A 21,349-nucleotide genomic window follows, 5' to 3' on the forward strand; every position below is an offset into this window, starting at 1 on the left:
TACGGTTTCCCCCGCCATCTCGGCGGCCCGCTGAACTATGCCGACCGCATCGGCGCAGAAGCCCTGATCACGCGCATCGAGGCCTATGCACAAGAAGACCCCCATTACTGGCAGGTCCCCAAACTGCTGCGAACCCTCGCGCAGTCGGGAAAAACCTTCGCCGATCTCAACAAGGAGTAACCCCATGAACCTCGAATTCTCTGATGATGAAAGGGCTTTGTTGAGGAAGGGCCAGGTTTGCAAAATAGCCTGCACAGGCGGGCCGTGGAGGGTGACATGAGAGAGACCGCTTCAAATCTGGTTCTTGTCGAGCGTCGCGGATCAACGCTTCTGCTGACCCTCAACCGCCCGCATCACCGCAATGGCCTTTGTCCGCAGATGTGTGACGGCTTGCAGAACGGTCTGGAACTGGCCCAGGCAGAGGCTTCGGTCGCCAATGTCGTCATTCAGGGCGCCGAGGGTTTCTTCTCTGCCGGTGAGGATATCGAACAGCTTGGCGCTTATGCGGCGCTGTCAGCGGCGCAGCGGATCTCGCAGATCGAGGCGCTGCACGACACCATTCGCGCTGTGCGGACCTGCCGGAAGCCGGTCATCGCCTCGGTCGAGGGCGGGGCAGCCGGCGCCGCGGCGTCTGTCGCGCTAGCCGCCGATATGATCGTCGCCGCGACCGATGCCAGTTTCGGTATGTCACATGTCAAGCTGGGACTTGTCCCGGATGGGGGCGCGACATCTGTGCTTGCCCGCGCCTTACCGCCCCAGAAAGTTGCAGAGATATTGCTGCTGGGAGAGCCGGTTTCCGCGTTGCGACTCGCGCAGTTCGGCATTGTGAACCGCATCTCTGCGACGGGCGGCGCGCTGAGTGTCGCGCTGCGTCTTGCGGATGAGCTTGCGGCCGGGGCGCTGGATGCGCAGGCGATGATCCTGTCGATGCTGGATGGCGCATCCGACCGGTCTTTCGACGAGCAAATGGATATTGAAAGGCAGCATCTTGCGCAGGCTTTCGGAGGGGCAGAAGCAGCGGAAGGCATCGCAGCATGCAATGCCGGTCGCAAGCCGGATTTCGGTCAGCCGACTGACGCGAAGCGAGACAAGGGGTGATCCCGCGCGCCTGACACCTGCCTTCCGCTGACCGTGGCGCTATTCGGGCACAGCCTGTCTGGCCCCGGCACTGAAGCCGGTGCCGAGCAGGAGGTCGGGATAGCAGTCAAGGCTGCCTTTCAGACGCGCCTTTATTGTCGCTTCGGCGCCGATCAGACGCCGCAAAGCGTGACACTGATACCCAGTTCTTGCGCCAGCGCGGCGCGGGCAAGCATGGCGCGTTCGGCGGCGGCGGTGTCAGATGCATAGGCGACCTGAATATGGTTCGCGCGGTGACGGCCCATCATCTGATCGCGGCTGATGCCGGTCAATACGCCATGCATGATCGGCCATTCATAGTTCGTGGCACGACTGCGGCGCTCGCTTTCCTCTGGCGGCAATTCCAGCGCGCGGCCGAGGCCAATATCCATGTGCAGCGCGACGCCTTCGACGAAGATGCGGCTCCAGACGATGTCGCCGGGCCGGGCATAGCCCTTCAAGGTGCCGCCGCCTGCCGGGAAGAACATTGCCGGCTGACGCAGGCTTTCAGACCCGTTCCAGCCGCCCGGATGATGCGCAGGCGGTGCCGCGCCAGAGATTTCGAACACCCAGACGAAATCATCCACCGTGCCCGAGGCATCATTGTCGCCCCAACGCAGATCATGCAGCGTCGTTTCGACTGGCTGGCCGAGCGCGCGTTGAACGCGATGGATCATCATCGCATCAAGACCGGCGCATTCGTCAACTTCGTTGAAATGTGCAATCGCCTGACCTTCCCGGATCACGCTGCCATCCGCGCGCGCGACATCGGGGCGATCGTCGTTGTTCAGCATTCCCTCGATCAGATCCGAGGCGGGCCAGAGGTCCATCAGACCCTGCTGATACTGAATGCCGATGCTTTCGCAGCCGAAACGGTCGGCAAGGCGCACCGCGGCGATATACATCCGGCACTGGTCAATGACCTGATCTTCGGTCAGTTCCGTCGCGGGGTCGGTGCCCAGATGAAATGTCATGCCGCGTTCACGCATCCAGTCATAGCAGGCACGGCCTTCCTGTTCCGGCACTTCGCGTGCTGCATGATACAGCGCGGATTGCGAAAGGCGTTCTTTGAACACGCCAAGCGGTATCAGCAATTCGTCGGGGATGATGGCGTTGAACATGCCCATGCACCCCTCGTCGAAAACCCCCATGATGACCTTTCGTTCGCGCATGTCATCCGCGATGTCGCGCGCGATCGCGCGATCCTCTGGCGATGTCTGATCCGGCGCGTAGGGGCGCAGGTGGCTGGCATCATGGGTTATCTGGCCCGTGCGAAGCCATTCGGCCAAACCGTCAAGGAAGAACGCGTCGTCGAAATCGCGGCTCCATAATGTCGAATAGCGCAACCCCGCCTTGGTCAGCGAGCCGTTGAGGTTCAGCATCCCGACCAGCCCCGGAAATTCGCCTGACCAGTTCGCAAGCGTCAGGATCGGGCCGCGATGTGTCGTCAGGCCGGGAAGAACGTGATGCGAGTATTGCCAGACCGCTTCGGCGACGATCAGCGGCATGTCCGGGTCGATGCCGGAAAAGACGTCCATCCCTTCGCGCTGCGACGCGATAAATCCGTGACCTTCCGGCTTGACGGGATGGGCGCGCCAAAGCTCGTGACCCATATCGGCGAGAACGGCGGAAAGCTTGTCCTCCATCGCTTTCTGCGCAGGCCAGCAAGTGGTGTTGGCGCTTTCGCGAAGATCTCCGCTGGCGACAAGGGCGATACGCATTGTTCTATCTCCGTTTGGGGTGATCGTATGCGGCGGGGCCGCGCTTCAGATCCGCACTGCGCGCCGTTTCGCGCTGTCGATATGCGCGCTCAGCGCGGCCTCTGCCGCTGGCCCGTCGCGGGCGACAAGCGCGTCGATCAGCGCGAGATGCTCGTCCATGACAGACACAAGAAGCTCGGGCAGCATCCGCGTATCCTCGTTGCGTATGAGGCGGATCTTGATCGCGTTGGTGCGGTAGATGGCCGAGATGATCTGATTGTCGAGCGCGTCGATCATGCGGTCATGCATATGCCAGTCCATCTGCTGCGCCATCGCCAGAAGTTCCGGCGTGACACCCGATGTCAGCGCCGCGTGGCGCGTCTCGACATGCATTTGTCGCAGGATACGCAATTCCTCATCGGTGGCGGTAGAGACGAAGTTGCGCACCGCCTCGCGTTCCAGCACCATGCGAAGCTGAAAGGCGTTGCGGATAAGGCCAAGATCAACCTGCACGATCTGCAGCCCGCGGTTCGGCACGGTGCGGATCAGCCCGTCCGCCTCAAGCCTGGGGATCATTTCGCGGATCGCGCCCAAAGGCATCCCGGTCAGCTTGACCAGCTCTCTTTGGGACAGGAATTGCCCAAGCTGAATCTGCCGGTTCAGAAGTTGTTCGGTGAAGGTTTCATAGGCCTGCTCGCGCAGCGTCATGTCGCCGGATGCCATGACGCTCACCTGCCAGACAGGGCTTTTACGCGTGGGGCGAGTGCGGCCACCAGCGCAGGATCGGCGGGTGCGAGCGGTGCGCGCGTCTGGTCCCATCCCTTCTCGGCGCGCGCCGCCCCGACAAGCGCCTTCACCAGCGGCGTGACGGGCGCGCGGACAACATCATCGACAAGGCGGTCCATCTCGGGCATCGCGCGGCCTTCGAAGATCATCTGGTGAAGCAGTTCGGGCACCAGGTTTGCCATTCCGCTGATCGCTCCGGCCCCGCCAAGTGGTGCTGCCCGCGCCAGCAGGCGTTCGTCACCGATCATGATCGCCAGATCGTCCATCGGCAGCAGCGGGGCGGTATGGTCCCAGCTTCCCGCGCTGTCCTTCACGCCGAAGATCGCATCGCCGAAGCTGTCCTTGATGCGGCGGATTAGCGGGGCGTCGAAATGAACGCCCGTAACCTGCGGAATATGATACAGAATTATCTCTGGGTCGCCATCCGCGATACGAGAAACATATTCGCTGACCCAGCGGAACAACGACTCGTCATCGACGCCCTTGAAATAGAACGGCGGTGCCAGAAGCAGCCGGCGCACACCGCCAGCGAAGGCCGCGCGGGTCTGCGACTCGGCGGTCTCCAGATCGCATGCCGCGATACATACCGTCATCCGCTCTGGCGCGACGCCTGCATCCTTCGCTGCATCAAGCATTGCGGCACGGTCCGATGGTCCAAGCGACGCGCCTTCGCCCGTGGTGCCGTAAAGCGTCAACCCATCCGCGCCGCGCGACATCATCGCTGCCGCATGATCGGCGAAGCGGTCCAGATCCACGCTGCCGTCGGGCAGGAAGGGCGTCACCATCGCGACGGAGACCCCAAACAGATGCGCGCGCGGTGCAGCCAAACTGCGCGTTTCGGAAGGGATTGAGTCTGGCATAGGGATCTCCGGCACTGATGCGTTGACTGACATGTTACTAAGTTGACAGTGATTACGCAATATGCATGTTGGTGCGAGGCGCCGCTGGAAAGGGAGGTCGCTGCGCATTCAGATCGGGCACATCCGATGCCGCCACAAGTGGCGCGCAGGCGTCGCATCCAGTGGATCGCAACAGGCTTTTTGCCGGCGAGGTCAAAAAAGTCTGTGGCCGAGAGGGTCAAAGAATGTAACCTCGCCATAAGCGGGTGGTCATAAGAATGACGCCCGAACATAAAAAGGGAGGATACCGAATGCCGATTCAAATGACTCGCCGCGCTGTCATCGCGGTCACAACTGCAGCAGCGCTTCTGTCGTCTTTCGCAGCGCCCGCGCTGGCGCAGGACAAGGTTAAGCTGAGACTGTCGACCCCAGCGTCCGAAACCGATCAGCGTTCCGTCGCGCTGGCAGAGGTTTTCGCCCCCGCCGTCGCGGAATTCATCGACTACGAGCCGCATTACAACGCCTCGCTGGTTGCGCAGGGCTCCGAGCTTGAGGCGATTGCCTCTGGCGATCTGGAAATGTCGATCGCCTCGGCGCAGGAACTTGCGACGTTTTTCCCGGAATTCTCGATCTTTACCGCCGGCTATGTGCTGAAGGACGCAGCCCACCAGGTCGCGGTCTTCAACGATCCGCTGATGGACCCGTTCAAGCAGAAGGTCGAGGACGAACTGGGTGTCAAGCTTCTGACAGTCATGTATCTGGGTCGCCGTCAGCTGAACCTGCGCTTCTCGCAGGAGGAAAAGAATGTTCAGACCCCGGCTGATCTCGCGGGTGTGAACCTTCGGATGCCGGGCACTGACGCGTGGCAGTTCCTGGGCCAGGCGCTTGGGGCGAACCCGACGCCGATGGCCTTTGCCGAAATCTACACGGCACTTTCAACAGGCTCGGTCGACGGACAGGACAACCCGCTTCCGACCGACCGGGATGCGAAGTTCTACGAGGTCACGAAGCAGATCGCGCTTACCTCGCACCTCGTCGATCAGAACTATATCGCCTTTTCGAAAGAGATCTGGGACGGCATGACGCCCGAACAGCAGGCGACGCTGCAGAAGGCACTGGACGATGCAGCGGAATCCGGTCGCCAGCAGCAGCTTGCGCTAGAGGAAGAGCTGGTTCAGTTTTTCAAGGATCAGGGTCTCGACGTATATGAACCCGATCTTGAGGCATTCCGCACCCATGTGCAGGAGCAATATCTGAGCTCGGATATCTCGGACAGCTGGCCTGAAGGAACGCTTGAAAAGATCAACGCGCTCGGCGGCTGACAGGCCCGCAGGCGCCGCGAAAGGGAGGGGGAGTGATGCGACAGCTTACGAACTGGATCGTTCGCGGCGCCGAATTTCTGGCCGGCATGGCGATGCTTGCCATGTTTGCCACGTTCATTCTGCAGATAACGATCCGCTATACGGCGCGGCTGGACTGGCTTGCCCAGTCCATGCCGTTTCTTGACGCGTCGCGATATGGCTGGACGCTGGAATTCTGTCTGGCGCTGTGGGTCTGGATCGTGTTCTTCGGCAATGCGACCATCGTTCGAGACCGCGATCACGTCACTTTCGATATTCTGTACAACGTCGTGCGCCCGAACACGCGCAAGGTCTTCGCGATTGTCGCGGGCCTTGCCATCGCGATCTGCTTCCTTCTTTCGGTTCTGCCGACATGGGACAAGTTCCACATCCTGCGCCTGAAACAGACGGCGACGCTCAAGCAGTTGCTGGGCGACTGGGTGCGCATGAGGGACGTCTATTCGATTTATATCTTCTTCCTCGTCGTGGTGGGCCTGCGCTATGCGTGGCGCGTGGTCGAGGTCATTCGTCACGGCGCTGAACCAGAGGCTGATCACCACATGCAATTGGCCGAGGATATGAGCGACGATTATCACGGGGTGGACCCGAAATGAGCTTCGCCTTCGCGCTTTGCCTTGTGACCTTGATGGGTCTTGCCGCAATCGGCATGCCCATCGCCTATGCCATTCTGGTTTCGTCGATTGCCTATCTCTGGGCGGCTGGGGACGGGATCGGACTTGCCGGCAAAATCCTTCTCGACGGCATGTATGGCAGCTTCATTCTGCTGGCCGTTCCGCTGTTCATCGTCGCGGCGAATATCATGAATGCCGGGACCATTTCGGACCGGCTCCTGCGGTTCTGCGTGGGCCTTGTCGGCCGTTTCAAGGGCGGGCTTGGTCATGTCAACGTCGTGGCTTCGCTGATATTTTCGGGGATGAGCGGCTCTGCCGTCGCGGATGCGGCGGGGATCGGCAAGATCATCATCGACATGATGGTCAAGTCTGGCCATTACACACGCGGCTATGCCGCTGCGATCACGGCTGCCTCGGCGACGATCGGGCCGATCATTCCACCGTCGATTCCGATGGTGCTGTATGCACTGGTTTCGAATACGTCGATCGGGTTTCTGTTTCTTGCCGGGATCTTGCCGGGGCTGCTGATGGGCGCCGTCCTGATGGCGATGAACTGGTGGATTTCCCATCGTCGTAAATTCGGGGTTGAAGATCCCGTCCCGATGTCGGAGATGCCCCGCCTCACGGTCGAGGCGTTCCCGGCCCTTCTGATGCCCGCGATCCTGCTTTACGGGATCTATGGCGGCGTCACGACCCCGACCGAAGCTGCCGCCGTGGCCGCGCTTTACGCGCTGCTTCTGGCCGGGTTTTTCTATCGCGCGCTGAGCGTCCGGAATTTTTATGGAATTCTCGTCGACAGTGCGCGATCCTCGGCCGCGGTCGGTATTGTCATCGGCGGCGCGCTGATCCTGAACTATATCGTGGCGTCGGAAAATATCCCGGACATGATGGCCAACGCCATGGCCGGGCTTGATGTCGCGCCGCTGACCTTTTTGCTGGGCGTGAATATTCTGCTTCTTCTTCTGGGCTGTGTGCTGGACGCATCCACGATTATTCTGGTCATCATCCCGCTGTTCATCCCGACCTGTAACCTTCTGGGCATCGACCTGGTGCATTTTGGCGTCGTCGCGGTGGTCAACTGCATGATCGGTCTGATAACGCCGCCTTACGGCATCCTGCTTTTCGTCATCAACGCGGTGACACGCATCCCGCTGGCAGAGATCATCCGGGATGTCTGGCCTTTCCTTGGGGCGTTGTTGATCGCGTTGATGGCGCTGATCCTGATACCGGAAATCACCCTGTTTCTGCCTCGGATGTTTGGCTATCAGGGCTGATCTGCGGCACCGGGGACGCGCATCAGCGCGCACCCGGTCAGGAAAGCTTGGCCGCGTCCTGCAAGGCGCAGAAGACCCGATAGCGGTCGTCATGCCGGGCAGCGGCATCGCTTTCGGGCCGAAACTCTGCCGATTTCCGTGACATGTTGCGCATGGCATCGGCCATGCTCGGATATGCCTCTGCTGCGACCGCGCCCAGAATGGCCGACCCGGCCAGCACCGGTTCTTCCGCCTCGACCGATATCACCGGCTTTCCGGTTGCATCGGCCAGCAATTGCCGGATCAGCGGCAGACTTCCCGCCCCGCCAGAGATGACCACCCGATCGACAGTCACGCCTTCGCGGTCCTGCGTTTCGATGATCTGGCGCAGCCCGTAACCAACGCCGCAAATGCCCGCGATATACAGTGCCACAAGGCTGCTGATGTCACGCTCCATCCCCAGGCCCGAAATGATCGCACGGGCGTCCGGATCGGCGAACGGCGCGCGGTTGCCAAGAAATTCAGGCACGACAATCAGCTTTCCGGCCAGCGTGACCGCATCGGAAAGGCTGCCGAGCGATGCTGTCGCCTGTTCGGCCAGCCAGACGGGCAGGGGCATACCTGCACTTCGCGCGGCCTCGGTCGCCTCGGGCGCGGCGGGGTGGAAATGCAGCAACTGGTCTATGGCAGCGCCGGCTGCCGACTGGCCACCTTCGTTCAGCCACATATCGGGGATCATTGCCTGATAGTATGGCCCCCAGACGCCGGGCACGAAAGCAGGCTGTGCGGTCGTCGTCATCGTGCAGGACGAGGTGCCGAACACGTAGGCGAGGTTCGATTCCGGGCGCCCCTCGGCGCCCACGGTCCCGATGCCGCCCGCATGGGCGTCGATCAGCCCGGCCGCGACCGGGGTGCCTTCGTTCAGGCCCAGTTCTGCTGCAGCCTCTGCGGTCAGGCCACGACCCAGCGGGGTTCCCGGCGCGACGATCCGCTCCCCGATGCGCCTGAAATCCTCATCGGCAAGATCGCCAAGGCCGATCGTCCGGAAGTAATCCGGGTCCCACCGCCCCTCATGGGCGAGATAGGTCCATTTGCAGGTGACGGTGCAGGTCGAGCGCGCCGTGTCGCCCGTTGCGCGCCAACTCAGATAGTCGGCGAGGTCGAAGAACTGCCATGCCGCATCATAGGTCTGCGGCATGTTCTCCTTCAGCCAAAGCAGCTTCGGCGTTTCCATCTCGGGCGAGATGATGCCGCCGACATAGCGCAGGACGTCATGGCCTGTCGCATTGATGCGTCGTGCCTGATCGAGCGCGCGGTGATCCATCCAGACGATGATGTTTCGGGCAGCATCGCCCGACGGGCTGATGCTGAGCGGTTCGCCGTTCTGACCCAGCACGACAAGCGAGCATGTCGCATCAAAGCCGATCCCGGCGACGCGCGTGGGGTCGATACCGGCGTTTTCGACCGCCTCTTGCGTCGCGGCGCAGATGGCCTGCCAGATGTCGTCGCTGGATTGTTCAGCGAAATCCGTGCTGTCACGCCACATTCTGATATCGCGCTTCGCGACGGCAAGCATTTGCCCCTGCGCGTCGAAAAGCCCGGCGCGCGCGCTGCCTGTGCCGACATCCACGCCAAGGAAAACCGCGTCACTCATGATATTCTCCGTCTCATGTGAGGACAGCGATGGATCACAGATCGACGCTGTTCGGCAGGATGACAAGGTCGCGGATCACCACGTTGCGCGGACGGCTGAGCATGAACAGCACCGCCTCTGCCACTTCCTTCGGCTGCATGAGCGAACCATTGGCAAGCGCTTCCTCCATCTTGGCCTTGGGCCAGTCATCCAGCAGTGCAGTAACGACTGGGCCAGGCAGCACGGCCCCCATGCGTATGCCATGCTCCGATACCTGCCGGCGGGTCGCATGCAGGAACGCCTGAACAGCGAATTTGGACGCGGTATAGACGGGCTCCCACACCACCGGGACGACACCTGCGACGGAAGATGTGAAGATCACATCGCCGGTCTTGCGCTCGATCATGCCGGGCAGGACCGCGCGGACCGACCGGAAGGCCGCATTGATATTCAAATGCAGCATCCTGTCCCAGGCATCGGGATCGCCCTCCGCAGCCGCGCCGCCGATATAGGCCCCAGCATTCGCATGCAGAATGTCCAGCGGTCCGGCAAGCGCTTCGATCCGCGCGGCCATTTCGTCAACCTCTGCGCCATTCATCAGGTCGATGACCAGCGGCTTTGCGCTTGGCCCCAGTTCGGCACAGATCGCGTCGAGCCGGTCGGCGGCGCGGTCGATCAGCACGACCGTCGCCCCTTCAGCCAACAGGGTTTTCGCGCATTCAAGCCCGATCCCCGAGGCCGCGCCAGTGACGGCGGCGACCTTGCCATTCATCAGTCCAGTCATGTTCATATCCTTCTGCTGTCAACCACGGCCGTGGCTGGCGCGGGATTGGCGGGCAAGAGAGTCGACGATTACGGCAATTGCCAGCACCGCCCCGGTAATCATGTAACGAAGCGAAGAGCTGAGGTTGAGCAGCGTCAGCCCGTTCGAGATCGCCTGGATCACCAGTATCCCAAGCAGCGCCGACCATGCCGACCCACGCCCCCCGAAAAGCGAGGTTCCCCCGATCACGGCCGCGGCGATAGCGTTCAGGTTGACGTCGCCCGTGCCTGCCTGTTGGCTGGAGGTCGCAAGCCGTGCCGAGGCCAGAACCCCGCCAAGCGCCGCGAGCGACGAGCAGAACATGAACGCGGTCATGCGGATGCGGCCCACATTGATGCCGGCGCGGCGCGCGGCCTCTCGGTTGCCGCCCACCGCGAACATCGAGCGGCCCCATTTCGTGCGTGTCAGCAGATAGTTCATCCCGACCACCAGCGCGACGAACAGCCCGAACATATAGGGCACACCGCGCCCGCGGTTCAGATAGAAGACCGCGATCAGCAGTGCTACGGTCAGCAATGCGGCCTTGGCGATCAGTACGCTCAGCCCCGGACTGGACAGGTTCGCCTCGGCCCGGCGGCGCATGGTGCCAAGTCCCAGAACGATCATCACGGCGCCCGGCAAGAGGGCCAGCAGATAGCTCAGCCAGTGCGGCATGATGAGGATCTGGCCGAACTTCACGAGTGCAGAATTATAGCTTAGGTTGATCGACCCCGTCGGCCCGAGGATGTAAAGCTGCATCCCCAGAAGTGCCAGCAGGCCTGACAGGGTGGACACGAAACTCGGCATGCCGAACCTGTTCAGCAGCATCGCATAGACCATGCCCATCAGCGCGCCCGCGGCAATCGCGGCGACGATCGCAACCAGAACCGGCAGGCCCATATTCGCCCAGAGAACACCGATCAGCGCGGATGCAAGACCGCTCATCGAGCCGACGGACAGGTCGATTTCGCCAAGGATCAGCACGCAGACAATGCCGAGTGAGATGCAGCCGACGGCGGCGGCGTCAAACAGCAGGTTCACAAGGTTGTTCGGCGCCAGAAATACCGGGTTGAGCGATGCGAAGACGACCGAGATCAGGATCAGACCGACCGCGACGGGCAGCATGCCCAGATCGCCCGATCGTATCCGGTCGATGAAGGCGCGCAGCGCGCCGGCGATACCTTCGTCATGGCGGACCCGGCTGTCCGAGCGGTCGAGTGCGGTAGGGGGGTTCTGCTCGCTCATGCCTGCGGCTCCATCTGTTCCTCTTTGCGCGCGCGGCGGCGCGAAACGGCATTTTCCGTCGCGCCGGTAATGGCGGCGACAAGTTCGGCATTCGAGGTTTCTGCGGTGAAAACGCCGTTATTGCGTCCCAGCCGCAGCACGACGATTCGGTCCGCGACGGCGCGGACATCTTCCATGTTATGCGAAATCAGAACGACACCGTGGCCCCGCTCGCGAACCCGCTCTATCAGGTTCAGGACTTCGGCGGTCTGGGCGACGCCAAGGGCCGCCGTCGGCTCGTCCAGCATGATTATCTTGGGGTCCAGCAGAAGCGACCGCGCAATCGCCACGGTCTGACGCTGGCCGCCGGACAGCGAGGCGATGGGTTCGCGCACAGATGGGATGCGCGCCGCCAGTTCACGCAGCAACGTCCAGGCGCGCACTTCCATCTGCACCTCGTCAAGCGCGAGCGGGTTCAGTTCATGGCCCAGAAACAGGTTGGCGACCACGTCCAGATTTTCGCACAGCGCGAGATCCTGAAACACGGTCGCAATCCCCATTTCAAGCGCCTTGCCCGGACTGTCGAGATCGACCGGCTTGCCCATGAATTCGATGGTGCCTGCCGTTGGCTGATGCACACCCGCCAGAACCTTGACGAGCGTCGATTTGCCAGCGCCGTTGTCGCCGACAAGAGCCACGACCTCGCCGGCATGTATGTCAAGCTCGATATCGGTCAGCGCGGATACGGCACCGAACTGTTTCGACACGCCGCGCAGCTTCAGGATAGGCTCTGCCGAAGGCTCTATGCTGGCCATGATCTCTCCCCCAATCAATTTCAGAAACGGGCGCGCGTCAGCCGCGCGCCCGGCAGCAACAGCTACTGGGTAATGCCCAGTTCCTTGCAGGCATCGGCATAGTCGGCGGTGCAGACCTCTTCCGGGGTCTGAATGCCTTTGTCGAAAATTTCGGCCTTGATGTTCTCACGCGTGACAACGGCAGGCACGAACAGCTCGGACGGGGTGTCGTAAAGTGTCGTCTTTGCTTCGGGCGTTTCGCCGTTCAGGAAGGCAACGGCGACCTTCGCTGCGGCCTCGGCCACGATTTCCGAGGGTTTCGAGATCGTGTTGTACTGATCGCCCGCGATAATCAGCTGCAGCGCTGCAATCGTTGCGTCATTGCCGGTGACCGGCGGCACGGGGCTGACACCCGCCGCCTTCAGCGCCGCGATTGCGCCGCCTGCCGTGCCGTCATTGGCGGCAACGATGCCCTTGATTTCGTCCCCGAAGCGCGTGATCTGCCCGGCGGTCCACTCCTGCGCCTTGGGCGGCGCCCAGTCCGGGGTATCGTATTCCGAAAGCGTCTCGTATTCCGACCCGTCGAGCGAGGAATCGATCCCGTCGCGGATAAGACCGGCGGCCGCATCGGTCGGAGAGCCGTTGATCTGCAGGACCCCTGCGCCGGCTTCGACGCCTTCGGCCTTCAGGTGATCGACAAGTGATTGGGCAATGGCAGCACCGATCCCTTCATTGTCGAACGAGACATAGTAATCGGCGGGCATGTCCGGGATCGGGCGATCATAGGCGATGATGCGAATGCCCTGGCTTTGTGCCATCTGCACAAGGCCGGCTGCGGCGGCGCTGTCCACCGGGTCCAGAACGATGACCTTGGCGCCCTGCGCGATGACAGAGTTCACCTGCTGCTGCTGCAGCGAAACATCCGCGTTGGCGTTCTGGTAGATCACCGTGCAATCCGCGCAGAGCTCTTTCATCGCGGCCTCGAAGCCTGGAAAGTCATGTTCTTCATAGCGGGTCGATGCCTGGTCGGGCATCAGAAAGGCGACGGTCGCCGCATCCTGCGCAAGCGCAGCGCCCGCCGACAGCCCCATGATCGCGGTCGAGACCGCAGCAATCGCATATTTCGTGGTCATTCGAATTCCTCCCCTTTGACCCCTTGTCCGGGTGCATCTGGGCAGGCGGCGGACCCGCAGCGCCGGCCCGGTGCGGCGCATCGCCACAGCCTGGTCAGACGCCAGATCCGCACATTTCCCCCCAGCCGCTCCTCCGGCTGCTCAACCGATACAGCTTCAATGCTCAATCGGTTGAGCAACATTGAATGGAAGCTGCGATTCTGTCAAGGTGGAACGCGGCAGGTGCCTTTTTTCGGCAACGGGATGGATCAGAACGGATGACCAGAAAGGGCGCGGTTTCGCCAAAACGCCCGACAATTTATGACCTTGCGCAGATCGCGGGCGCCAGCCCGAGTGCGGTCAGTTCTATTCTGAATGGAAGCTGGAAGCGCAGGCGTATCAGCGCCGCCACGGCCGAACGGGTGATTCGCATCGCGCAGGAACAGGGTTATGCGATTAACCTTCAGGCAAGCATGCTGCGGCGCGAACGCTCGCATATCGTCGGGATGATCGTGCCCAAATACGACAACCGCTATTTCGGTGCCATTGCCGAGCAGTTCGAGACGATGGCCCGCGCGCGCGGGCTGTTTCCGGTCATCACCTGCACCCAGCGTGATCCGGAACTGGAATTCGATGCCGCAAGGGAGCTGGTGTCCTATCAGGCAGAAACGATTGTCGTGACCGGCGCAACCGAGCCTGACAGGATTTCGGAGTTCTGCGCGGCGGCCGGGGTCAGGACGATCAATCTTGACCTTCCGGGACAGAAAGCACCGTCAGTCCTGTCAGACAATTTCGGGGGTGCGCGCGATCTGACACGATTGCTCATTCAGCGCGTGACCGAGGATTTTGGCAATGCGCCCCCGCTTTGGTTCGTGGGCGGTCGTCCCCACGACCACAATACGACGGAGCGCCTGCGCGGTTTCCGCGCTGCGCTGGCAGAAGCGCAGCTCGACTTCGCGGCCGAGCGGGTGCTGATGCCGGGCTATTCGCCTAGCAAGGCCCTTGCCGCGATGGAGCAGGCGGATTTCCCTGCGAAGATCGGCATCTTCGTGAATTCGACCATCGCGCTTGAAGGTGTGGTGCGTTGGCTGAACGACCATAAACATCGCACTGATGCGAGGTTCGGCTGCTTCGACTGGGACCCTTTCGCGGCGCTGCTTGCGCAGAATGTCGGAATGACCGAACAGGATGTCCCCGGCATGCTGAACCGGCTTTTCGACATCGTGACCTCGCCCGGCGATCAGTTTCCCGCAAGGATCGAGGTGCCCTGCATCCTCAAGCCGCTTCTGCACGGCTGAAGCCCAACGCCGCTTTGGGCACTTGCGCGTCGGAAACGTCACACCTCCTCCCACGTCCTCGATTGCAGCGAGCGTTCCATCGCGTCGATGATCCGCATGTTCTTCAGCCCGAACTCGAAATCCGGGTCGCAGCTGTCGGCCTCGCAGATGCCCTCGATCAGGTCGCGCACCTCGATCACCTTCACGTCGAAATAGCCAAGGCCGCCACCCGCAAAGTCGAAGGGGAAGAAGGCCGCGAATTGCGGCACCTGCGACCCGGCCAGAAGCGTCTTGAAGCCCCGGTCGCGCTTCGGGTCGCCAAAGCGCGCGACCTTCAATTCGTTGAACCGTTCGCCATCCATGATGATCGTGCCTTCGGTGCCCGAGACTTCCCAATAGACGCCGAACACCTTTCCCGCCGACACGCGCGATGCCTCGATCGTGCCGCCCGCGCCACTGGCAAACCGGATCATGGCCTGCACCTGATCCTCGTTCTCGACCTCGCGCCGGGGGGCGTCTGCGGCGGCCTTGGCGCTGTATCCACCCGCGCCCTGCGGGACGGGCCGAGTCGGGAAATAGGTCTGCGTCTGCGCGATGGTGCTGGCCACGTCGCCCATCAGATATTGCGCGACTGAAATGACGTGACTGCCCAGATCGCCAAGCGCGCCCGATCCGGCCTCCTTGCGGGTGCAGCGCCAGGAAAACGGCAGGTCGGGATCGTTGAAAAAGCCCTGATCGAACCAGCCGCGAAAGCGCATTGGCGTTCCGATCTCGCCTGCGTCGATGATCTGTCTGGCCAGCATTGCGGCGGGTGTCTTGACGTTGTTGAAGGCAACCATCGTCTTTACGCTCTTCGCGCGGGCGGCGGCTGTCATCTCCTCGGCCTCGGCCACCGTGACCGACAGCGGCTTTTCGCAATAGACGTGCTTTCCCGCCGCAATCGCCGCCAGCGCCATTTCGTGATGCATGGCATTGGGCGAGGTGATGTCGACCACATCGACGCCGGGATCATTAACCATTTCGCGCCAGTCGCCGGTCGAGCGTGCAAACCCGAAGCGGCTGGCGGCGTCTGCGGCCAATGCATCCGTTGCATCGGCAAGCATGTACAGATGCGGCTGGGCGGGCAGGTCGCGATACAGCATCCCCGCGCGCCGGAAGGCGTCAGCATGGGCCTGTCCCATGAAACCTGATCCGATCAGGCCGATATTCAGTCGTCTGGTCATTACGTCGCTCCTGTCTGAATGCGCTGCCAAGGGTCGAGGCAGCGCGCATCATCGCTGCCGCGCTTGCCGGGGCGCGGTTTGTCATTGATACTTTGCATCACCTTATGATGCGAAACCACCATGACCCGTCCCACCATCGCTGATCTTGCCCGTGCCGCCGGTGTCGGCACCGCGACCGTGGACCGGGTGCTGAACGGCCGCCCGAATGTGCGCGAGGAAACCGTGCGCCGGGTCCATGACGCAGCCGAGCGCATCGGCTATCACGGTGCCAACATCATCCGCCACCGGATGCTGGCGGACAAACCGGAGTTTCGGCTGGGCCTGATCCTTCAGAAATCGCAGCACGCCTTTTATCAGGAAACCCTGCGCCTGTTCGAAGCGCAGGCGCGCGCCAGCACGTTGCGCCGCGTGCAGATCACCGCGAAGTTTCTGGACGACCCCAACCCCGAAGGCCTTGCCCGCCTGCTGGTCGCCATGAAGGGCCGCGTGGATGCGGTTGCGGCCACCGGGCTGGACCACCATGCCGTGACGCAGGCGGTGCAAGAGCTACGCGCTTCGGGCATCCCCGTTTATTCGCTTCTGTCCGATTTCGCCCAAGGGGTGCGCGAAAGCTATTTCGGGACCAATAACCTGAAGGTCGGGCGGATTGCGGGGTGGTTTATCTCGCGCCTCGCGCGCAATCCCGGCAAGGTCGGGCTGTTCATCGGTGGCCCGCGTTTTCACGGTCATGAATTGCGCGAAACCGGATTTCGTAGCTATTTCCGTGAATCCGCGCCGGATTTTCTGCTGCTGGAAACCCAGATCAATCTGGAAACCCGGCAATTGACCTACGAAGCGACCGTGAACCTGTTGTCGCGCCATCAGGATCTGGTCGGTCTGTACTGCGCGGGCGGCGGGATGGAGGGGGCGATTCAGGCGGTCCGCGAAATGCGCAAGCCGGGTCAGGTTGTGCTGATCGTCAACGAACTGACCCCGGAATCGCAGGCAGGACTGCAGGACGGATCGTTAAGTGTCGTGCTATCCACGCCGATCAAACAGATCGCCGCCGACCTGATCCAGCAGATGATCGAGGCGTCAGAGCGCGGGCTGACCGAGACCCCCGGTCAGCGCTTCTTTCCGGCTCAGATCTGGACGCCGGAAAGCGAATTTATGATGTAATTGCATCAATATCACAAACTGATTACATCACGCTTGATGCGATTCCCGGCAGGTTTACGTTGATTGCGCTCCTCAGATGGGGAATCCTCTTGCATGTCGGCTTGGGAGTTAAGGGGCCGGCACCAACAAGAACAGTTTCGGCACAATCACCGCTTTGGCGGGTGGGTCGGGTCTGCCCGCGGGTCAGGCCGAACGGATTGCGGCTTACCCGGTGCCGCCTGTGGAGGAGAACATGATGAAACGAATTCTGCTGTCGACTGCGATGGTCGCGGGCCTTTCGGGCGCCGCCGGTGCCGAAAATATCGGCGTCAGCATGGCGCTGTTCGATGACAACTTCCTGACCGTGCTGCGCAACGGCATTCAAGAACAGGCAAGCGGCATGGAAGGCGTCGATGTCCAGATCGAGGATGCGCAGAACGACGTGGCGCGTCAGTTGGACCAGATCAACAACTTCATCGCCTCGGGCGTGGATGCGATCATCGTGAACCCGGTCGATACCTCGGCCACGCAGGCAATGACCGATGCCGCAGCGGCGGGCAATGTGCCGCTGGTGTTCGTCAACCGTGAACCGGTGAACGTCGATACGCTGCCTGACAATCAGGCCTTCGTCGCCTCGGACGAAAAGGAATCCGGGACGCTGGAAACGATGCAGGTTTGCGAATTGCTGAAAGCCGCCGGCAAGACCGAGGCGAATATCTATGTGATGATGGGAGAGCTGTCGAACCAGGCAGCGGTGCAGCGCACGGCCGACATTCACGACGTGATGGACAGCGGCAATTGCGGCGTCACCCTGAACATCATCGACGAACAGACCGCCAACTGGCAGCGCGATGAAGCGCAGGACCTGATGACCAACTGGCTGTCATCGGGCACGCAATTCGACGCGCTGATTTCCAACAATGACGAAATGGCGATCGGGGCCATTCAGGCGATGAAGGCGTCGGGCATCAATATGGACGATGTCGTCATCGGTGGCATCGACGCCACGCAGGACGGGCTTCTGGCCATGGCTGCGGGCGAACTGGACGTGACTGTGTTCCAGGATGCGGCAGGGCAGGGTGGCGGCGCGCTGGATGCGGCGCTGAAGCTGGCCAAGGGCGAGGCGGTTGAACAGAAGGTCTACGTTCCCTTCCAGCTGGTCACCCCGGAAAACATGGCGGAATTCGCCCAAAGCAACTGAGGCCCCGCCTTCGGGCGGCGCGCGCTGCGCCGCCCGGAACGGATCATCGCGCGACGGGGCCCCCCGCAGGAAGGATGAAGCATGTCAGATACGTCTCACGGTGTCGGTGGACTGAGTTTCGACAGGTCAAAGCGCACCCTTCCGGCCGAGGCAGGCGTCGCCATCGCGCTGGTGCTGATTGTTGTCGTCTTTGAACTACTGGGCCGGGTGCTGATGCATGACAGCTTCCTGTTCAACACCCGCGAAAACGTGCCGGGCATCTTCAATCAGGCGCGTCTGCAGATCATCATCCTTCAGGTCTCGATCATCGGGATCATCGCGCTTGGTGTGACGCAGGTGATCCTGACCGGCGGGATTGACCTGTCGTCAGGCTCGGTCGTCGGAATGACTGCCATGATCGCGATGAGCTTTGCGCAGGCGGGGCAGATCAACGGCATGGACAATACTCGCGCCGTCTTCTTTGATCGGGGCTGGGTGGATTTGCCGGTCATCATCCCGGTGGTGATCGGCCTTCTTTGCGGCACCGCCTGCGGGCTGATCAACGGGCTGTTCATCGCATATACGAAAATCCCGCCCTTCATCGCGACGCTGGGCATGATGGTATCGGCGCGCGGCCTTGCAAAGTGGTGGACCGCCGGTCAGCCGGTATCTTTCCCGACCCCCGGCTATGCCAGCATCGGCGCAGGCATGATGCCGGTCATCATCTTCGCCTGTCTGGCCATCCTGTTTCACCTGATCCTGAAATACACCGTCTACGGCAAGCACACCTATGCCATCGGCTCGAACGAGGCGGCGGCGCGCATGTCGGGCATCAACGTCGCCCGCCACAAGGTGCTGGTCTATACGTTGGCCGGCTTGCTGGGCGGCATCGCCGCGATCGTGCTGAGTTCCAAGAACCTGACCGCGCAGGCAGGCATGGGCGTGATGTATGAACTCGACGCCATCGCCATGGCGGTGATCGGGGGGATTTCGCTGTCTGGCGGGCGCGGCACGATCCTTGGCACCGTGCTGGGGGCGCTGATCTTCGGGGTGATTATCTCTGGTTTCACCTTCCTGCGGCTCGACGCGTATTATCAGGAAATGGTCAAGGGCGCGATCATTGTCGGCGCCGTCGTGCTGGACCAGTGGCGTCAGCGCCGCGTGGCCGCCAGATCGTAAGGAGGCTTTCATGGCAAGCGATATTCAAACCGATATCTCGGGCGCGGATGCCCCGGCCCCTTCGGCACCGCTGGGCGATGTGATCCTGCGAACTGAAGGCCTGACCAAGCATTACGGCGGCGTCCACGCGCTGGTCGATTGCAACTTCGAAATCCGCAAGGGCGAACATGTCGCGATCATGGGCGACAACGGCGCGGGAAAATCGACCTTCGTGCGCCAGATCACCGCAGTCGAAAAACGCACCGCCGGCAAGGTCTGGTTCAACGGCCAGTATGTCGATTTCGATGGGCCGCTTGCGGCGCGAGAGGCCGGGATTGAAACGGTCTTCCAGACCCTCGCTTTGGCCGATCATCTGGACGTGCCCGACAACCTGTTCCTTGGCCGCGAGATCCGGAAGTTCAACCTCGGCCCGTTCTCGATCCTCGATTACAAGGCGATGAGAGAGGCGACGAAGCGCGGGCTGGAACGGACCGGGGTGAAGATCCCCAACATCCGCAACACCATCCAGAACATGTCGGGCGGGCAGCGCCAATGCGTGGCCATCGCCCGCACCGCGACCTTCCATTCCAAGCTGACCATCATGGACGAGCCGACGGCGGCGCTTGGTGTGCAGGAAACCGCGCAGGTCGAAAACATCATCCGAACGCTGAAAGAACAGGGCGAGCCGCTGATCCTGATCAGCCACAACATGCGTCAGGTGATGGACCTGTGCGACCGCATCGTCGTGTGGCGGCGCGGACGCATCTGCGCGAACCTGCGCAAGGAAGACACCGATGGCGAAGATGTCGTGGCCTATATCACCGGCGCCAAGACGCAACCGGAATATGACACAGCAGCATAGGGGAAGATGATGCAGAAATTCCTGACGATGACGGCACTTCTGGCTTCCACCGCATTCGCTGGCCCCGCGCTTGCCGAAACCCGCGTGGCCGTATCGATGACGGCCTTTGACAACCCGTTCCTGACCATCATCCGCGAGGCGATCGGTGCCGAGGCGGAAGACGCAGGCGAGGTAGAGGTCGCGTTCGAGGATGCGCAACTGGACGTGGCCCGGCAGCTGGATCAGGTGAACAACTTCATCGCCAGCGGCTACGACGCCATCATCGTGAACCCGGTCGACGGCAATTCCACAACCGCGATCACGCAGGCGGCGACCTCTGCCGGCATTCCGCTGGTCTATGTGAACCATCCGCCGGGTGATGTGGACGCATTGCCCGAAGGCGTCAGCTTCGTCGGTTCGAACGAAATCGACAGCGGCACCATGCAAACGCAGCAGGTTTGCGAGTTGCTGGGCGGCAAGGGCGACGTGCTGGTGATGGTGGGGCCGCTGGAAAACCATTCCGCGATCATCCGCACCAAGGACATTCACGATGTGATCGCCACGCCCGAATGTTCCGGCATGACGGTGGTCGAGGAGCAGACCGCCAACTGGAACCGGGCCGAGGCGCAGGATCTGATGACGAACTGGCTGACCTCGGGCGTGCAGTTCGACGCCGTCATCGCCAATAACGATGAAATGGCGATTGGCGCGATCCTGGCCATGAAGGCGGCGGGGATGAACATGGACGATGTTGTCGTCGCAGGCATTGACGCCACGCCGGACGGGCTGATGGCGCTCGCCTCGGGCGATCTGGATGTCACGGTCTTCCAGAATGCCGCCAAGCAGGGGCAGGTCGCCTTGCAAACCGCCATCAGCATGGCGGGCGGCACCCCGGCCGAGCGGAATATATGGATCCCGTTCGAACCCGTCACCCGCGAAAACATGGGCGATTATCAATAGGCGCGACCGCCCACGCCGCCCCAATCCGAATGCTGCGGTGCAGGCCACCGCCCCGGGAATGCTGTGCCGGATGAAAGGACAGATGATGAAAATCGCGCTCGACCCCTTCATGCACCGCCATCTGACGCTGGAACAGCTGCCCTCGAAGGTGGCGGAACTGGGCTATGAGTGGATCGAACTCAGCCCCCGCGCCGATTTCCTTGAATGGTTCAAGGCGCCGCGCGTGTTCCCCGACCGGGTGAAAAGCTTCAAAAAGGCGCTGTCCGACGCCAATGTCGGCATCGCCACGCTGCTGCCCATGTATCGCTGGGCCAGCAATGACGAGGCGGAACGGCAAGCGGC

General features: G+C 61.9%; 21 protein-coding genes. 12 read left to right on the forward strand and 9 right to left on the reverse strand.

Annotation, left to right across the window (positions count from 1 at the left end; all coding sequences use genetic code 11):
- A partial coding sequence (locus FQV27_RS18975; RefSeq protein WP_186827384.1) for a hypothetical protein occupies positions 1–180 on the forward strand: 180 nt, incomplete at its 5' end.
- Between the two features lie 96 nt (positions 181–276).
- Positions 277–1,098, forward strand: a complete 822-nt coding sequence (locus tag FQV27_RS18255) for an enoyl-CoA hydratase-related protein (RefSeq protein WP_147101389.1) — start codon at positions 277–279, stop codon at positions 1,096–1,098.
- 152 nt (positions 1,099–1,250) lie between these two features.
- Here FQV27_RS18255 and FQV27_RS18260 read toward each other — a convergent pair whose 3' ends face one another.
- The 3 genes from FQV27_RS18260 to FQV27_RS18270 are packed head-to-tail and all read right to left on the reverse strand — an operon-like array spanning position 1,251 to position 4,462.
- Positions 1,251–2,837, reverse strand: a complete 1,587-nt coding sequence (locus FQV27_RS18260) for a fucose isomerase (protein ID WP_147101392.1) — start codon at positions 2,835–2,837, stop codon at positions 1,251–1,253.
- A gap of 45 nt (positions 2,838–2,882) precedes the next feature.
- Positions 2,883–3,539 carry a GntR family transcriptional regulator gene (locus tag FQV27_RS18265; protein WP_147101395.1) on the reverse strand — a complete coding sequence of 219 codons (657 nt, stop codon included), beginning with the start codon at positions 3,537–3,539 and terminating at the stop codon, positions 2,883–2,885.
- Between the two features lie 5 nt (positions 3,540–3,544).
- Positions 3,545–4,462, reverse strand: coding sequence for a dihydrodipicolinate synthase family protein (locus tag FQV27_RS18270; protein WP_186827385.1), 918 nt, complete (start codon positions 4,460–4,462; stop codon positions 3,545–3,547).
- A 290-nt stretch (positions 4,463–4,752) separates the two neighbouring features.
- On the opposite strand from FQV27_RS18270, the gene dctP reads away from it, so the two are divergent.
- The 3 genes from dctP to FQV27_RS18285 are packed head-to-tail and all read left to right on the forward strand — an operon-like array spanning position 4,753 to position 7,687.
- On the forward strand, positions 4,753–5,763 hold the full coding sequence (gene dctP, locus FQV27_RS18275) for a TRAP transporter substrate-binding protein DctP (RefSeq protein WP_147101401.1): 1,011 nt from the start codon (positions 4,753–4,755) through the stop codon (positions 5,761–5,763).
- Between the two features lie 35 nt (positions 5,764–5,798).
- Positions 5,799–6,395 (forward strand): TRAP transporter small permease, encoded by a 597-nt coding sequence (locus FQV27_RS18280; protein ID WP_147101404.1) that lies wholly within the window; start codon positions 5,799–5,801, stop codon positions 6,393–6,395.
- Positions 6,392–7,687, forward strand: a complete 1,296-nt coding sequence (locus tag FQV27_RS18285) for a TRAP transporter large permease (protein WP_147101407.1) — start codon at positions 6,392–6,394, stop codon at positions 7,685–7,687. The genes FQV27_RS18280 and FQV27_RS18285 overlap by 4 nt, the downstream gene beginning before the upstream one ends.
- 37 nt (positions 7,688–7,724) lie before the next feature.
- Here FQV27_RS18285 and FQV27_RS18290 read toward each other — a convergent pair whose 3' ends face one another.
- From FQV27_RS18290 to FQV27_RS18310, 5 genes are all read right to left on the reverse strand, one after another.
- Complete coding sequence (locus FQV27_RS18290) at positions 7,725–9,320, reverse strand: FGGY-family carbohydrate kinase (protein WP_147101411.1); 1,596 nt, start codon at positions 9,318–9,320, stop codon at positions 7,725–7,727.
- A gap of 34 nt (positions 9,321–9,354) precedes the next feature.
- Positions 9,355–10,083: an SDR family oxidoreductase gene (locus FQV27_RS18295; RefSeq protein ID WP_147101414.1), complete on the reverse strand. Its 729-nt coding sequence runs from the start codon at positions 10,081–10,083 to the stop codon at positions 9,355–9,357.
- 18 nt (positions 10,084–10,101) lie between these two features.
- Positions 10,102–11,346, reverse strand: a complete 1,245-nt coding sequence (locus tag FQV27_RS18300; RefSeq protein ID WP_147101418.1) for a sugar ABC transporter permease — start codon at positions 11,344–11,346, stop codon at positions 10,102–10,104.
- Positions 11,343–12,140, reverse strand: a complete 798-nt coding sequence (locus tag FQV27_RS18305) for an ATP-binding cassette domain-containing protein (protein WP_147101420.1) — start codon at positions 12,138–12,140, stop codon at positions 11,343–11,345. Before FQV27_RS18305 ends, FQV27_RS18300 begins: the two co-directional genes overlap by 4 nt.
- Before the next feature lie 62 nt (positions 12,141–12,202).
- A complete protein-coding gene (locus tag FQV27_RS18310; RefSeq protein ID WP_147101422.1) occupies positions 12,203–13,252 on the reverse strand; it encodes an ABC transporter substrate-binding protein in 1,050 nt (349 codons plus the stop codon).
- A 257-nt stretch (positions 13,253–13,509) separates the two neighbouring features.
- On the opposite strand from FQV27_RS18310, the gene FQV27_RS18315 reads away from it, so the two are divergent.
- Positions 13,510–14,529: a LacI family DNA-binding transcriptional regulator gene (locus FQV27_RS18315; protein ID WP_147101424.1), complete on the forward strand. Its 1,020-nt coding sequence runs from the start codon at positions 13,510–13,512 to the stop codon at positions 14,527–14,529.
- Positions 14,530–14,567: 38 nt separating this feature from the next.
- On the opposite strand, the gene FQV27_RS18320 is transcribed toward FQV27_RS18315, so the two are convergent.
- On the reverse strand, positions 14,568–15,731 hold the full coding sequence (locus FQV27_RS18320) for a Gfo/Idh/MocA family protein (RefSeq protein ID WP_147101427.1): 1,164 nt from the start codon (positions 15,729–15,731) through the stop codon (positions 14,568–14,570).
- A 120-nt stretch (positions 15,732–15,851) separates the two neighbouring features.
- On the opposite strand from FQV27_RS18320, the gene FQV27_RS18325 reads away from it, so the two are divergent.
- From FQV27_RS18325 to FQV27_RS18350, 6 genes are all read left to right on the forward strand, one after another.
- Entirely contained in the window at positions 15,852–16,889 is a 1,038-nt protein-coding gene (locus FQV27_RS18325) for a LacI family DNA-binding transcriptional regulator (RefSeq protein ID WP_147101430.1), read from the forward strand.
- A 235-nt stretch (positions 16,890–17,124) separates the two neighbouring features.
- Positions 17,125–18,069 carry a sugar ABC transporter substrate-binding protein gene (locus FQV27_RS18330; RefSeq protein WP_147101434.1) on the forward strand — a complete coding sequence of 315 codons (945 nt, stop codon included), beginning with the start codon at positions 17,125–17,127 and terminating at the stop codon, positions 18,067–18,069.
- Between the two features lie 81 nt (positions 18,070–18,150).
- Positions 18,151–19,227, forward strand: a complete 1,077-nt coding sequence (locus FQV27_RS18335) for an ABC transporter permease (RefSeq protein WP_147101437.1) — start codon at positions 18,151–18,153, stop codon at positions 19,225–19,227.
- A gap of 10 nt (positions 19,228–19,237) precedes the next feature.
- Positions 19,238–20,068, forward strand: coding sequence for an ATP-binding cassette domain-containing protein (locus tag FQV27_RS18340; protein WP_166328451.1), 831 nt, complete (start codon positions 19,238–19,240; stop codon positions 20,066–20,068).
- A 9-nt stretch (positions 20,069–20,077) separates the two neighbouring features.
- Positions 20,078–21,007 carry a sugar ABC transporter substrate-binding protein gene (locus FQV27_RS18345; RefSeq protein ID WP_147101439.1) on the forward strand — a complete coding sequence of 310 codons (930 nt, stop codon included), beginning with the start codon at positions 20,078–20,080 and terminating at the stop codon, positions 21,005–21,007.
- Positions 21,008–21,092: 85 nt separating this feature from the next.
- A partial coding sequence (locus FQV27_RS18350; protein WP_147101441.1) for a TIM barrel protein occupies positions 21,093–21,349 on the forward strand: 257 nt, incomplete at its 3' end.

The organism is Paracoccus aurantiacus (assembly GCF_007993065.1).
Lineage (GTDB): Bacteria > Pseudomonadota > Alphaproteobacteria > Rhodobacterales > Rhodobacteraceae > Paracoccus > Paracoccus aurantiacus.